Origin of the sequence: Nostoc sp. (assembly GCF_036917655.1) — a bacterium.
Taxonomy (GTDB): Bacteria; Cyanobacteriota; Cyanobacteriia; order Cyanobacteriales; family Nostocaceae; genus Nostoc.
This window is the reverse complement of record NZ_JBALCY010000002.1, coordinates 80,199-94,976: the sequence shown is the minus strand read 5'-3', so window position 1 is coordinate 94,976 and position 14,778 is coordinate 80,199. Positions and strand designations below refer to the sequence as shown.

Here is a 14,778-nt window from a genome sequence, read left to right as displayed (position 1 = left end):
ACATAATAGAGAAAGTCAGATTACATCTGGCTGGGTTTCTACCATTTGTATCTGTATTCTTATTTTGAATAATTGAGATCACATATGTGCAAAAAAAGTCAGTCTTAAGGACGATAAAATTGCGACTAAAAACAAATTTTGAGCAATCTGAGATTGTACGCTGTTTTGCAGCAGTACTGCTTTTCGGTCAAGTATGGCTACATTTACTCCAAGGAAAAACGTACTACCGCAAGATTCTGCAACATATGGTGACTGCTGGGCCAGTTTCTATCTCTCCAGTTCTCCTTGTTAGCGGTTTTGCCGGAATGATTTTTACTATTCAAACGGCGAGGGAATTAGTCCGATTTGGGGCTGTTGATGCTGTGGGAGGTGCTTTTGCCTTAGCTTTTTGTAGAGAATTGGCTCCAATTTTGACAGCTAGTATTATGGCGGGACAAGTCGGTTCTGCTTTTGCAGCAGAAATAGGTGCAATGCGGGTTACGGAGCAAATTGATGCACTTTATATGCTCAAAACTGATCCAATTGATTATTTAGTACTTCCTAGAGTCATTGCTTGTAGTTTAATGGTGCCTTTAATGACCATTTTGGCTTTAGTTACGGGCATCATCGGCGGAGTTTTTGCCGGAGCACAGTTTTACCAAATTATTCCAGAGACATTTTTAGAATCAGTGAGAAATTTTTTAGAACCGTCAGATTTGTTTATTATTTTGCTAAAAGGGTTCATTTTTGGAGTGCTGGTTGCTGTCATTGGCTGTAGTTGGGGGTTAACTACTAAAGGGGGAGCCAAGGAAGTAGGAGAATCGGCAACAAAAGCAGTTGTTACTAGTTGGGTATCAATTTTTATTATGGATTTTTTCCTCTCTCTGCTGCTGTTTGAACAGCCTGCATTTTGAACCCAAGCAAGTATTAAAAAAGATTCCCGACTTCTTAAAACAGTCGGGAATCTGAGCCAAAAAGAACTCTTTAAGTAAGCAATATCGATTCTGAAGCGATGGCTAGCTTTTTTGGATATACTTCATGACCTTAGTGGAATGTGAGAATATATTAACTTGTAGATTAGCGCACCCAAGGCCAAACCTGTCAATGAAAAGATAGACGCAGTTGAAAAGGCTAGCCCTTCCCTAAGACCCGCTCTTTGAAAGTCTATCCTGACTAATATAGTCGCTGAAATAATGAGTAAGGTATCAAGAAATACCCCAAACCAGGCAATCATAATAAAAAACGAGAAAGCTGCTAAAACGGCAACGCCGAAAGACCTCGTATTTGATTTAAGCAAAATACTGAAGTAATATGTCATTTTTGGCCAGGGAGCGGTCAACGTTACTATTAAAAGCAAAATAGCAACCACAGTTACCAGCCATACAAACAGAGGGGCACGTGTTTCAGATATTACCCAGCCCAAAGTACTGTAACTAAGCAGTACTAGCGCCAGGGACACCCAAGGAACTCTTTTCAAAATTGACATGGGTTGATATTACTAGTACGGGGTCAAGGTCTTATTCCATTACTAAATGTTATAACTCACCGTTCCACCCATAGGATTTGACTAAGAAGAATTATCCATCAGGTCGCTATAAAAATTAGGTAACAGATCGAGCAAACTAATAATTTCTTGCTGTAAGTGAATTCCTTACCAGGCGAGAGAACTGAAGAAAGTGATCCTTTTACCAATTAAGGCAGATTATTATAACTATTGACTAATAGCTAAACAATCATTTTCTGCCCACCAAGCATAGATGGGCGTGTCGCGGTCTGGTAAACCGCCAAAAGTATTAGGTTGCAACACATTAATCCTAATGCCATTTGTTAATTCCACAACATAATTAACGTGTGTGCCTAAATACATAACATTGACAAGCCGTCCTTCAAAGCAGTTAGCTGGCAAATTGGGTGGATAAAGCGAAAGCTGTATTTTTTCTGGGCGCACACTCACTACCACCGCTTGTGATAATTCAGATGGTGTGTCTTCAACGCGGCTAATAACAATTGAAAGTCCCGTTTTTGTCGAAATTTTCACATTAGAGGAGTCTACCGCGACGATTTCACCGCTGAATAAATTAGTATCGCCAATAAAATCAGCAACAAAAGATGTGCAAGGACGTTCGTAAATTTGGCTGGGAGTGCCAACTTGTTCAATTTTGCCTTGGTTCATCACAGCAATGCGATCGCTTAAACACAATGCTTCTTCTTGGTCGTGTGTCACCATCACAAAGGTAACACCCAAGTCTTTGTGTAAATTTGATAACTCAACTTGCATTTCCTTACGCAGTTTTAAATCTAACGCCCCTAAAGGTTCATCCAGTAGGACAACGGTGGGACGGTTGACTAGGGCCCTTGCTAAGGCAACTCGCTGCTGTTGACCACCAGAAAGTTGATTGGGAAAGCGTGATCGCAAACTTTCCATTTTCACGAGTTTTAAAGCTTCTTGGACTCTAGCTTCAATTTGCGATTTGCGTATTTTTTTTAACCTCAGTCCGAAAGCGATGTTATCCCAGACATTCAGGTGGTTAAATAGAGCGTAACTTTGAAATACAGTATTGACGGGTCGGCGGTAAGGCGGCACATTAGTCATAGACTGACCCTGAATTAACACCTTGCCAGCGTCAGCGATTTCAAACCCAGCAATTAAGCGCAGTATTGTTGTTTTACCACAACCGGAGGGGCCTAAAATACTAAAAAATTCTCCTTGTCTGACATCCAAGTCGATTCCATTTACTGCTGGTTCTTGGTTAAAAAACTTGAAGACATTACGCAGTTCAACATCAAGTGGCTGAAAAGTTGTTATCCCCCTCTGATTCTGCATGACAATTTGAGCCATAATCCTCAGTAGAATGCCGTGATATTACGTGAGTTTGTCAATTGATGTAGTCTATTGGGCAGACTAGATTTGACACTTTGGTTTATTGTATCCGCCAAAAACAATTGTTCAAGAATATACTCGCCCAATTCTTTCATACCCAGTACTGGGCATGAGTTTAGGGTAATTGTGTACAGATAATACCGCTCTTGGAATTCATTCTTTGTCTTATGTCTTTATTCCCATCAATTGGCAGTAAAAAAGATACCCGTACAGTTGGACGTGGTTTCCAATCAATATTTTTAATCGTATTTACCCTATTAATGACCGCTGGTATTGGGGCACGTTTGGCATATTTGCAAATTGTTGAAGGGTCAAAACTCCGGGAACGAGCCGAAGCGAACCGAATTCGGATGATTCTCAAACAACCCGAACGGGGAAATATTTTTGACCGCAACGGTAAACTTTTAGCTAGTACTCGCTATCCTAGCTCTGTATACTTGTGGCCGATGGCACATACTAAGCCTTCCTGGTCTGTAGTCGGCCCGCGTCTAGCGCAAATTCTCAACATTCCGCAAGATGAGATGGAAAAGAAATTAGAACAAGCTGGTGCTAATTCTTCTTCACTCATTCGGATTGCTCGTGATCTAAATGAAGCAGAAATCACGGCATTAAAGGAGTATAAAAATGAACTTCCTGAAGTAGAAATTAATACAGATTCTGTACGTTATTACCCTCATGGTAGGCAATTAGCACATGTCTTAGGTTATACGCGAGAATTGACCGCCGACCAGTTAAAGGACAAGAAGCAGAAAGGCTATCGGCTGGGAGATGTAATCGGTCAGATGGGGGTGGAAAAGGCTTATGAGAAAGCGCTGCGGGGCGAATGGGGCGGTCAGCAGGTGGAAGTAGATGGTGCAGGCAGACCAATCCGGGTTTTGGGGGAGAAACAGGCAAAAGCTGGTAACGATTTGCACCTGACTATAGATTTGGATGTGCAAAAGGCAGCAGAAAAAGCTTTGGGAAATCACCGAGGTGCGATCGCAGCAATTGATCCGAATAATGGTGCTGTTTTAGCAATGGTATCTTACCCCACCTTTGACCCAAATATTTTCTCCAAACAAAAACTCTCCCAGCAAGATTGGGAAAGCGTGCAAGCTAAAGATCATCCCTTGGTCAATCGCGCCCTGAGTGCCTTTCCACCCGCCAGTACTTTCAAAATTGTCACTACGACGGCTGGACTAGAATCGGGTAAATTCTCTCCAGACTCAGTATTACAGACCTTTGGTTCCCTGACTGTTGGGGGAGTAACTTTTGGTGAGTGGAACCACGCTGGATTTGGGCCATTGGGATTTCCCAGAGCGATCGCTATGAGTAGTGATACTTTCTTCTATCAAGTTGGTAGAAAAGTCGGTGGCCCAACTTTAATCGAATGGAGTCGCAAATACGGATTTGGTCAAAAAACTGGCATTGAATTTCCTAACGAAGAATCAAAAGGCTTGGTTCCAGATGAAACATGGAAGCAGAGAGTTTTGAAAACGCCTTGGAGTGTCGGTGATACCATTAATATGTCAATTGGTCAAGGGGCTTTGCAAGTGACACCCCTGCAATCGGCGATTATGTTTTCTGTCCCTGCTAATGGCGGGTATCGAGTTCAGCCGCATTTGCTCAAAGACAACGAAGACGCAAAAAGTTGGCGAGAATCCTTGAATATGAAGCCGGAAACTATCAAAGTTCTCCGCGACGGACTGCGGAAGGTGGTGAGTGAGGGTACAGGTAAGAGCTTGAACGTGCCGACAATTCCCCCAGCGTCTGGAAAGAGTGGCACTGCTGAAGCTGGTGGTGGTCGCCCAAATCATACTTGGTTTGGTGCTTATGCCCCCAGTAATAAGCCGGAAATTGCGGTTGTGGCCTTTGGGGAAAATACTGGCGAACATGGTGGTACTGTTTGTGGCCCGATGGTTTTACAAGTGCTAGAAGCTTATTTTCAGCATAAGTATCCAGGTAAGTATCAAAAACCTCAGCCCGATCCATCAGAAGCTAAAACTCAGAGTTCAGGACATGGCACTGGAGACTAGTACACTATGGCGTCAGTTTGCCTACCTTTAACCAGTTGCTCAGAGCAACTTGTTAAGCCCCAAGTCTTGTTAATTGAGATGGTAGGTGGATTTACGCCCATCTTTGTTGTGTCGCTTATCAGGCTATTTTGAATACTTTAGTCTGTAAAACTTTTGTATTCAAAATTCTACGCTTTTTCTTTATGCAGCCCAGTAAACTAGACCAAATTTTAGGACTAGAACTACAGCGTCGTCGCACAGAGAAAAGTTGGTCACAGGAGTATCTTGCAGAAGTGACAGGTCTGCATAGGACTTACATCAGCCAGCTTGAGCGAGGGCTAAAAAGTCCATCTGTTAGAGTTCTCAGCCATATTACCAATGCTTTAGGTATGACCATGAGTGAGTTTTTACAAGCTGTAGAGGAATCCCTGAGTGTTGACGGACAACGAAATTGAAAGATTAAGCCAAGCCATTATTGCTACCATTGCATCTCCAGTCATCGGCTCGATAGAAGATTATACGTGGGAAGCAATTTTTCATTATGTCAAGAACATTCCTTTATCAGATCCGGCTCTGGGACGTAGCAAACTTCTCTATGATGCTGTTGACCTGGTGACTAAAACTGGTTGGTCACTCAAATCCCTCCAACTAAATAGCCTCAACTTTGCAAATCCATTTTTGTTTGTCATTCAGAGAGCGGATGTCATCAAGAAGGCTGTCCAACTGGGTTTTCCTGGTCTGACCGAGCAATCCTTGCCTAATGAGCTTGGAGCAGCCATTATCCAACATTGGAACGAAAAGATTATTTTGAGTCAGGCAGCACAGAGCGTTATCAATAGTTATGAAGGAATATTACTAAAAACTATCAAAGGCTATGAGTATATTTACTGCGATTTTCCACTCAATCCTCTTGACCCAAATACGTTTTCTTGGGCTTGGACGGTAGATAAAACTACTGGGGGATTAGGGGCTGGACTACAGGGAAGCGTTGCAGGCAAAACAGAATTGGTTTGGTACAAAAATCAGAAACAACTTTTCAGAGCTAGGGCTATTCCTACACAGGCGGTTCGTATTACAGTTGCCAGAACTCGTCTTACACTTGATCGATATGTGGAGACAGTTCTTTCTGCTTTGCAAGATCAAATCAATACGCAGTTTTCTGAGGATAAGCCTGAAGAATAGATGAAGCTATCACTTTACCTAGTAGGGGAGGTACAGATTCACCAATTTGAGAAGCCATCTCAGTATATGTTCCCAAAAAATGAAAATCATCTGGATAAGAATGTAATCTTGCAGCTTCGCGTATTGTAATTGTTCGATCTTGAGTAGGATGAAAAAACCTACCCGATCCTGGATGGAAGACCCATCTGGTGATAGTTCTCGCTGGCTTATCCCAGTAAAGTCTCCCGTATGCACCGCTGTAGTGTTTCTTGGGAGCTAATTCAGCAGGTAAGTCCCTAGCATCTTGTCCTTCACAAAGAGCGCGAGCTCTCGAAAATTGAATTGGACTCAAAGCACGAGCAACATGATTAACAATTTTTATGCTTTCATGACGCATCATCGCTTGATATCTAGTTTGTGGAGGAGAAGGATAAACTTCAGCGTCATAGTCTTGTCCTGCATCTAGTGGTGGTAAGTCTCCAATCGCATCTCTAACTGTGACAATTGGAGAAATATTTGCCTTTAATAAATTAAGCTGATTACAAGATTTTGTAGTTCTATAGTCACTCCTAATATCACCAAAATGTGTTGGCTCAGGAAAATGAAGGGAGTTATCCAGACTAGCTAGAAAAAAAGCTCTGGTTCTCGTTTGTGGTATTCCATAATGTGCAGCATTTAATGATGAAGAGACAACTTTATAGCCCAATGATTCTAGTTTTTCTGTTATTTCTTCCCTAATTACGCCATTGTAAGCTTTCAAGATTTCAGGCACGTTCTCCATTACGACATAAAGGGGTCTAAACTCCTCTACGAATTCCAAAAACGTTCGATATAGCAGGTTACGGGAATCATTGAGGTAGCGATAACCAGCAGGAATATTTCTGGAAAATCCCTGACACGGAGGGCCGCCAATCAACAGTATTGGTGCTTCTCGCCGCAAGCCCAACGCTAATCGTAAGTCATCAGGACTAACCTTACATATGTCCTGATGAATGATTTTAGTTTTTGGGTAATTGTGCTTATAGGTCGTCAAGGCTTTTGCATTTACATCGATTGCACATAGCGATTCAAAGCCCGCCATGTGAAAGCCTTTTGTCAAGCCGCCAGCACCAGCAAATAAGTCAATAATCTTGTGTATCATTTCTGAATACTATAGTATTCAGAATATATCGTCAAGCAACTCCTTTATAAAGATAGTAATCCCTAGATCAACTTTTATTGAGGCAACTTAGCGGGTTTCAAATTTCTGGCTTTGTAGAACATTTCCAAGCTGTTGCGATCGCCTACAAAACGCCAGTGCCAAGGCTCATAACTCACACCTTGAACGTTATCTTTAGGAAATGACATTTCAAAGCTGAAACGCGCTGCATTTGCTTGCAGCCACTGATAAGCCTTGGTATTGTCAAAGTTGGTTTGGAGATTAGTTGCTGGTACTGCTCCGTCTGCAATATCCACAGCATAACCTGTGTGATGTTCGCTATGTCCAGGAGGAGCGCTGAGGGCAGCTCGTTCTGCTGGCGTCTGATTTCGCTGGGCACTGACACCAAAAAACAACTGCTCCTGGTCTTTGACTGAGCGAAAGCCAGAAATTGGTACTAAAATTACACCTGCACTCCGCGCTGCTGCTACCATCTCCTCAAACTTTTGGGCAGCAGCTTTTCGCATTCTAATGCCCCTATTTGCGGAGATGGTTACTAGTTCTGACTCCGGGGCTTCTGGGTATGGAAAATGCCCTAACACAGTATCGCTAGAATTATTAGATGGTGCTGGAGTTGCAGGAGCAGAAGTAGCTGGTAAAGGTTGAGAATCGGCGGTTTTTTTGGGTGCGGTGACGAAAAACAAAAAACCGCTAATTAAAGCCAGCAGGATAAATCCCACTACTCCCCCAATCAGCAGAATTCGGGGTTGCAACCACATTTTAGGTGCTGCAACAGGGGTATCGCGTACAGCCACTGGAATATCATCACCAAGGTCATTCGATGAGTTTTGCGGTTTTCCAGAAAACCCAGCCTTATTCAAGGGTAAACTCCTGTTTTTGTGGGATAGCCATAACAGATTTTGCACTGGACAAAAGTAGACGTAACAGGTAGCATTTTACATCTGTGGTTCTTAGGCGCAATCTTGATAAACCTTTTAGAACTATACGTCAAGCTGGGAGGATTAGTCCTGGTAGGTTTTATTCTGGGACGCAAATTACCTGTGACAGTTCCTACACGTTTGGGACGATTTCTTTTTTGGGTGGGAGTACCCATTAGCATAGTATCTTTTTTGCGTCAATCTAGCTTGTCGGGGCAAATTTGGATTGCACCCGCGATCGCTTATCTCGCCATTTTACTAGGAGCATTTTTAGCTTGGTTAGGAATTAAAGGACAAGCCTATTTTAAAAATACTGTCCCTCAACAATCGACTCAGGCTAGCTTGATATTAGCAGCAATGTTGGGTAACACAGGTTATCTTGGCTTTCCCATTACCTTAGCAATTGTAGGCAAGGAATACTTTGCTTGGGCGCTATTTTACGATTTGTTCGGTTCATTCCCAGGAACTTATGGCTTGGGTGTGTTATTAGCAGCGCGTTTTGGCGGCGGTGTACATAATCATTGGCAGATTGCTAAATCCATCTTAATTAATCCTGCCCTTTGGGGTTTCGGATTTGGCTTGCTGTTTCGGCAGGTGACAATTCCCACAGTTGCGGAATTCTGGTTAGAGAAATTTGCTTGGAGTGTCGTAGCTTTATCTTTGATGTTAATTGGGATGCGGCTGGCGCTGCTCAAATCTTGGTGTAGCCTACCACAAGCAGGGATGAGCTTGGGAATCAAAATGTTGCTAGTTCCCTTGATATTGGGCAGTATTCTACCTCTGTTTGGATTAACTGGAGCGATCGCAAAAGTCATTGTCCTACAAATGGCCATGCCTCCAGCTTTCGCCACACTTGTAATTGCTGAGACATTCAATCTCGATCGCGATCTGGCAGTTACTGCCTTAGCTGCTGGGGCTATAGTATTGCTGGTTACTCTCCCAGTTTGGCTGTGGCTGTTTTGATTTGGGATTTATGCGCTGTGATGCGATCGCTTAAAACCCCAGGAAAAAGCTATCACAAATTGGATGTGCTGTATCTATCCATTCGCACAAAGCGATGTCTACGACGGGCTATTTGGCGTCGCTGATCTCCTCTTCTATCATCTTATGAAAACGACTAGCAAAGCCGAAAGCAGCTTCATTGTCCACTTCTATCCAATAGTCACGCTCTTTAAGGGGCAACTCAAGAAATACCCTCAGCGTATAATGCTCGTCTTCTTCAGGATTCAAGACAAGGTAATGCGTAACAGCTAAACTGTGAAATTTTTGATGAGGGATTTCCTTTATAGTCATCTGCTCTAAGTGTGATGAAAAAGTGTGCTGGAGTGTTTCCGTGACTTCCTCTGTTGTATCGGAAGATGGGAGGATAAATGTATATCTTATTCCACGCCCTATATTTTTCTGCACCACGTTTTTGACGCAGGTATTTTGTAAATCTTGGTAGGGAGAGGGAGTAACGACCCAAATTGACTTACAATCAGCATTTACCTCAATTTTACCGAGGTTGCCTGGAGTGTATAACCATTTATACCCAGTTTCAGTTTCACCCTCTTCGCTCTCCTCAACTCTATCTAATGCTTCTTTGAGTTCATGCCACCAAACATCAAACGTTTTTCTGAGAATTTCATGCTCCAACCTTCTCTCAATGCCTAACCTCTTGTTGATGCTGGATAGCAAGTTGAATACATCTTCCTTTTCATAAACTGTGGATTGAAACTGTGACAGAGGCCCTTGTAATTCAGAAGGCTCAACACGAAAGAGAAATGGTGACAAAAATGAGCGATCAATAGATTTTGATAATGCTCCTGCTTCAAAGTTTAGCCAAGGTGCTCTAACGTTATAGGATGTTATACAGATAATGCCAAATTCTGTATCTTCAAGCTCTTTAGCAAGCACATCGCCCCAGCGTTCGCCTTTGCTAATATCTCCAGAAGAGACAAAAGGGTTAACAGCCTGTATTACATAAGGCAGCCAGTCACGTAATACACTAGCAACCTGATGACTCTTTCTACCAGACCAACTTATAAACACTTTCATAGGAAGATTCTCAATCTCTACTGCATGATAAGCCCATAACTATATGCAACCTAACTATAGCAATCCTATTTGAGATCCGAACAGTGTGCATACAAATGCAGCTTAGGAAAATCAAATTATTGGTGATTAATAAAGAAATTCAGCTTAGTATAAATGTATTATTAGTTTTTATCTCATTTAGAATTGCTATAGTTATTAGACGGAATTTTCTCGATATCCACCTTCGGGAGCAATTTACAAGCATTATGCACCCTGTACTGGATGCTGCCCATAATATGGCAAAGCCTCTGACCAATTAGGACATTTGCCCTCTTGCCAATCGAGATTAGCTAGTTCCAAAATACTTGTCACTGTCGCTGCTAACCCAGATTGAGCTTGAATTAGCTGATAATTAGTGTTCCAATTCGCTAAAGTTTCCTGCCATGCTTCTGGTGTCAACACTCTATCTGACAAACACGCTCTTAGTTTAGAACCATCTGGCTCAAATTGATAAATAGCAGCAAAAATTTGACCTCGTTGTGCTGGCATTTCCACAGCAATAGTTTTGGAATTTTGACTTTTGCCTGCTTCTGACCAAGCTACCGCAGCCAAAGTTGAAATCGCAAATACAGGGATATCTAATTGTTGCCCTAAAGTCCGAGCAGTGACAACACCAATCCGAGTTCCCGTAAAGCCGCCAGGGCCTTTTGCAACTGCGATATAAGACAAATCTTCCCAAGTTTGCGGTTTGATAAATTCAATTAAATATTGATGTATTAAGCTAGATAAATCACGCCCCAAATTCCAAACTTGAGAGCGAGTATCGCCTACAAGATTACTAATTGCCAAACCTAATTCGGGAGTGGTGGTGTGTAGTGCCAATGCGTATTTATTTATTGCAATGTCTTCTAGTTCCGTTGTCAAAGTTACTTAAAATATCTATTTTTATAGAGTTAACATGATTTATTCATTCAAGCATATAACATAGCGGTTCTTAATTGAATAGACTACACTTTTTTTCTTGTGCTATTGACAGAAGATTGTCTCGTTCCCAGTCTGAAACTGGGAATGCTTAATGGGGGCTATCGGCTCAAGACTAGCGGCAGAGCCGCAATGAGCAGCATTTCCAGCCTCTGGCTGGAAACGAGGTTTTAAAAGGGTTTTAGCTTAAGTTGACACCCATGAGCAATATTCCCTATGATAGATGTGGTTCAAATAAGTGAAAACTGCTGTAAGTAGCCAATCTTATTTTTGAATGCTCTTTTCAGGAACGCCGGATATCAATACCCCCCTTTAATCTTCTGGGGTACAAAGCCTGGAATGTCAGTAGTGTCAATTGCGAAGACGAAGAACTTGTTTGGGTTGTCGATACCTGCTGGATGGTAAGCATCCGACGTTATGGTGCCAATGAAGTCGTTATCGTTGGCGATGAAAAGCGTATGCTTGATCACGTGGTTGATAACCACATCCGATCCGAAAGCCAAACCTTCAAGCTTGGCAGGTATGTCTTCTGCTTTGATTCCATTCTGAGTGAGCGTAGCTACTACATCAAGGAACAGGGTTTTGCCAACTGCCTTACCAGCGAGATTGTTTTCCCCGGTGATATTACTTACTTCTTGAGCATTCGTCAGATCGATACGGTATATCTTCTTGAAGGCAGCTTGAGAGCCGTCGCCCAATCCCTTACCATCTCGTTCGTCTACTAGGAATTCGCGATCGCTGATGGACAAAATCTCACTTACTGTCGGGTATTTCGGTTTAGCTGCGGTGCCGATATTATCTAGCTGATAGGCGTATTCCTTGGTGGCACCTGTTGCAATGTCGATCTTAACAATTCTGGTGTAAGCGCCATTAGTACCACCGTCTTGGATCAGCGGACTCTGCATGATGCCGACTAGAGTCTTGCCATTAGGGGTAATCGCAAGTCCTTCCATACCCTTGTTCGCAACACGTCCAGACGTGTTACCGCTAATCTCTGTAGCACCAACAGGACTTAAGTTTTTGACTGCGAACTTGCTGTCGAGCGTAAAGACCTTAATGCGCTTACCTGTTTCGCGGTTGAATTGGTACACATAGGGGCCGTATTCATCGGAGATAAAGATGGACTCACCGTCATTGGATACACGCACGCCCTCAGGATCGAAGCGGGCATCATTGGGATTGGTCGATATCTGGCTGGGGTCGAAGTTGTCTGAGCGTCCAGTGAAATAGTAGGTATTCTTGGCATTTAGGGCAGGGACGCCGCTCGGCAGCCCCAGTCCCATCCCAGTCCCATAGTCTAGAGGTTTCTTGCTCGATAGCAGGGTTGTGTCAATTAGAGAAGGAGTAAGAGTAAAGGGTAACGCTGAACCAAGTCGGCTTGGTACGAGTTTCACGCTGATGGTTTGGAAGCGGTTGATGTAAGATGTTGTGTCATCCACAGCGCTATTGTATGCCTTGGCATTCGGACCCCGATCTGGGATAGCGATGAAGGTGTTACGGCCAGCGTAGGCTAATCCTGACCCAAAACCACCGAGGAGGTTTCCCGGAACACCGCTTTCGAGCGGAGCGGACGTTTTGTTGGAGAGGTCTCTAATGTTACCACTCAAGCTCCCAATCGCGATCAGCTTAACCTCTGCTTGGGCGGCGGGGGCAGCAAAAAATGACGCTAACAAGAACAGAAAGAGATTTCTCTTGAGCATATCAGTATTCCTACTAGGGGCAATATTTACTGAGGGATATTGTATTTTTTTTACTTTGTCATTATGTATGCCTCAAGATTAAGCTATTTTTAAGTAAAGATTAAGCAAAAGTTAATTCATAAATAGCTAATGCCCGCCAGTATTAGGTGGGGCTGTGGACTGGGCATAAGAAGGCAAACGAGAGTACAAACTTTACCCGCATTTCTCACTTATGAAAAATGCGGGTAAAGTTACCCTTATAGTTATTTACAAAAATATCTACGACTACTGCTGTTTGGTGCAGTAGTCAGCTTTAAGATACACTCATCATTTTCTATCAAGTCGGCACTAATTCACCAGGACGCAACTTCGACCACTTACCCGTTTCCCGCTTAAAGCTCAGACAACCAACAACATCCCATTCCATTTCAATTACATCCTCTTTAGTCCGAATGTTGACATTGATAGAAGGTTCATTCGGATCAAAATTTGGTGTTTCAGTCAAGTGAGGCTGTTGGTGCTGCCCTTCTACGGCATGATAGGTAAAACAGCTGTCTACATAGTGGCAGTTCACGCAAATACACATAATAGAACCAACTCCAGGGGCCTTTATTGTTAATCTAACTTAAGCCCAACTATTATTCATGAGTTGCTGGGTTGATTTTTATTACAATGCATGAGTCAGTTCTTTCTACCTTAGCTCCCCAAAATTGGCCTTTTAGCTTGGAATTGCTGCCACAACCCGCTTACATGGTAGGTGGGGCTGTCCGAGATGCTATCCTTGGCAGAACTCGTGAATATCTGGATCTAGATTTTGTTATACCATTTAAGGCGGTAAAGGTAGCGAGAGCGATCGCTCGTCATTACAAAGCTGGTTTTGTGTTACTCGATGCCGAACGACAAATTGCCCGTGTGGTTTTTCCCCACGCCACAGCTGATTTTGCCCAACAGGAAGGAAATAGTTTAGAAGTTGACTTGCACAGACGAGATTTTACAGTAAATGCGATCGCCTATAATCCGCATACCCAAGAAATCATCGATCCTCTGCAAGGTTATCTAGACTTACAACAGGGCATTTTGCGAATGATATCACCAGCGAACCTAGAAGATGACCCTTTGCGGTTAATGCGAGGTTATCGCCAAGCCGCCCAACTAGGTTTTACTATTGAGCCAGCTACCCAAGCCGCAATTCGTTCTTTGGCATCACATATCAGCAAAGTTGCAGCCGAACGAGTTAGGGTAGAAATTGGCTATCTACTGGCAAATTCTCAGGGTACTCCCTGGATCACAAGCGCTTGGGAAGATGGTTTACTTGCCCCTTTCTTCAAAAATGCCACCCGTGAAAGCTTGATCAAACTAGCAGCAGTTGACAATGCAGCTGCCTTACTCACCCAAAATTGGCAACAATTAGGGGCACAACTGCAAGAATATGTCCGCGATAGGATCAAAACCACTTGGTTAGGTATTGCCAAACTTGCTTGTCTTGTCAACCCAAACCCGGAATTAGCAGAAATAGAGCTACAGGAACTAACTTATAGTCGTGCCGAAATCCGGGGTGTAACCACTGCTCTGAAACTGTTACCGCAACTTCAAGTAGTAGATATGTCCTTGCGAGAACAATACTTTTTGTTCCATGACGCAGATATGGTGTTTCCCGCTATGGCAGTGCTAGCTGTAGCACTTGATAATTTGGTAGAGGCGATGTCTGGTGACAAGCCACTACACACAGCAGTGGCTACAACAGAGGAAACCGAAGCAAGGCGCTACCAAGTCTTGGCACCTTTGATTAACCGCTACTTGAACCCTGATGATCTGGTCGCTCATCCCACTCCACTAGTCAGCGGGAAGGAGTTGATTATAACATTAGATATTCCAGCTACGCCAATCATCGGCCACCTGTTGACAGAAATTGGCGTAGCACAAGCTGAGGGGAAAGTTTCAACACCAACAGAGGCGATCGCTTTTGCACGTCAGTTACTTGAGGGTTAAATATATTTAATCAATTTCTGGT

15 protein-coding genes are annotated in these 14,778 nt (G+C 43.1%); 7 read left to right on the top strand and 8 right to left on the bottom strand.

Annotated features, from left to right (window positions below; genetic code table 11):
• The first annotated feature begins 119 nt into the window (after positions 1-119).
• Positions 120-893, top strand: a complete 774-nt coding sequence (locus V7K30_RS01115) for an MlaE family ABC transporter permease (RefSeq protein WP_334996281.1) — start codon at positions 120-122, stop codon at positions 891-893.
• Between the two features lie 122 nt (positions 894-1,015).
• Here V7K30_RS01115 and V7K30_RS01110 read toward each other — a convergent pair whose 3' ends face one another.
• A complete protein-coding gene (locus V7K30_RS01110; RefSeq protein WP_334996279.1) occupies positions 1,016-1,465 on the bottom strand; it encodes a hypothetical protein in 450 nt (149 codons plus the stop codon).
• A gap of 225 nt (positions 1,466-1,690) precedes the next feature.
• A complete protein-coding gene (locus V7K30_RS01105) occupies positions 1,691-2,818 on the bottom strand; it encodes an ABC transporter ATP-binding protein (RefSeq protein ID WP_334996277.1) in 1,128 nt (375 codons plus the stop codon).
• Positions 2,819-3,027: 209 nt separating this feature from the next.
• On the opposite strand from V7K30_RS01105, the gene mrdA reads away from it, so the two are divergent.
• The 3 genes from mrdA to V7K30_RS01090 all read left to right on the top strand — a co-directional run bounded on the left by mrdA (position 3,028) and on the right by V7K30_RS01090 (position 6,036).
• Positions 3,028-4,875, top strand: a complete 1,848-nt coding sequence (mrdA, locus tag V7K30_RS01100) for a penicillin-binding protein 2 (protein WP_334996275.1) — start codon at positions 3,028-3,030, stop codon at positions 4,873-4,875.
• 182 nt (positions 4,876-5,057) lie between these two features.
• Positions 5,058-5,309, top strand: coding sequence for a helix-turn-helix domain-containing protein (locus V7K30_RS01095; RefSeq protein WP_334996273.1), 252 nt, complete (start codon positions 5,058-5,060; stop codon positions 5,307-5,309).
• A complete protein-coding gene (locus V7K30_RS01090; RefSeq protein WP_334996271.1) occupies positions 5,287-6,036 on the top strand; it encodes a hypothetical protein in 750 nt (249 codons plus the stop codon). Before V7K30_RS01095 ends, V7K30_RS01090 begins: the two co-directional genes overlap by 23 nt.
• On the opposite strand, the gene V7K30_RS01085 is transcribed toward V7K30_RS01090, so the two are convergent.
• Both V7K30_RS01085 and V7K30_RS01080 read right to left on the bottom strand, forming a co-directional pair.
• Positions 5,999-7,156, bottom strand: coding sequence for a DNA cytosine methyltransferase (locus V7K30_RS01085; protein WP_334996269.1), 1,158 nt, complete (start codon positions 7,154-7,156; stop codon positions 5,999-6,001). The genes V7K30_RS01090 and V7K30_RS01085 overlap by 38 nt on opposite strands.
• A 74-nt stretch (positions 7,157-7,230) precedes the next feature.
• The gene (locus V7K30_RS01080) at positions 7,231-8,034 is read right to left on the bottom strand and encodes a M15 family metallopeptidase (protein WP_334996267.1); all 804 of its coding nucleotides are present in this window, start codon (positions 8,032-8,034) and stop codon (positions 7,231-7,233) included.
• A 102-nt stretch (positions 8,035-8,136) separates the two neighbouring features.
• On the opposite strand from V7K30_RS01080, the gene V7K30_RS01075 reads away from it, so the two are divergent.
• A complete protein-coding gene (locus tag V7K30_RS01075) occupies positions 8,137-9,054 on the top strand; it encodes an AEC family transporter (RefSeq protein WP_334996436.1) in 918 nt (305 codons plus the stop codon).
• Positions 9,042-9,179 carry a hypothetical protein gene (locus V7K30_RS01070; protein WP_334996265.1) on the top strand — a complete coding sequence of 46 codons (138 nt, stop codon included), beginning with the start codon at positions 9,042-9,044 and terminating at the stop codon, positions 9,177-9,179. Before V7K30_RS01075 ends, V7K30_RS01070 begins: the two co-directional genes overlap by 13 nt.
• Here V7K30_RS01070 and V7K30_RS01065 read toward each other — a convergent pair.
• From V7K30_RS01065 to V7K30_RS01050, 4 genes are all read right to left on the bottom strand, one after another.
• The gene (locus V7K30_RS01065; protein WP_334996264.1) at positions 9,163-10,128 is read right to left on the bottom strand and encodes a hypothetical protein; all 966 of its coding nucleotides are present in this window, start codon (positions 10,126-10,128) and stop codon (positions 9,163-9,165) included. The two genes, V7K30_RS01070 and V7K30_RS01065, sit on opposite strands and share 17 nt — an antisense overlap.
• A gap of 243 nt (positions 10,129-10,371) precedes the next feature.
• Positions 10,372-11,031 (bottom strand): tRNA (adenosine(37)-N6)-threonylcarbamoyltransferase complex dimerization subunit type 1 TsaB, encoded by a 660-nt coding sequence (gene tsaB / locus V7K30_RS01060; RefSeq protein WP_334996262.1) that lies wholly within the window; start codon positions 11,029-11,031, stop codon positions 10,372-10,374.
• 356 nt (positions 11,032-11,387) lie between these two features.
• Positions 11,388-12,788, bottom strand: a complete 1,401-nt coding sequence (locus V7K30_RS01055; protein ID WP_334996260.1) for an esterase-like activity of phytase family protein — start codon at positions 12,786-12,788, stop codon at positions 11,388-11,390.
• A gap of 316 nt (positions 12,789-13,104) precedes the next feature.
• The gene (locus tag V7K30_RS01050; RefSeq protein WP_292790237.1) at positions 13,105-13,353 is read right to left on the bottom strand and encodes a Ycf34 family protein; all 249 of its coding nucleotides are present in this window, start codon (positions 13,351-13,353) and stop codon (positions 13,105-13,107) included.
• An 86-nt stretch (positions 13,354-13,439) separates the two neighbouring features.
• On the opposite strand from V7K30_RS01050, the gene V7K30_RS01045 reads away from it, so the two are divergent.
• Positions 13,440-14,756: a CCA tRNA nucleotidyltransferase gene (locus tag V7K30_RS01045; RefSeq protein ID WP_334996259.1), complete on the top strand. Its 1,317-nt coding sequence runs from the start codon at positions 13,440-13,442 to the stop codon at positions 14,754-14,756.
• Positions 14,757-14,778: the final 22 nt, after the last annotated feature.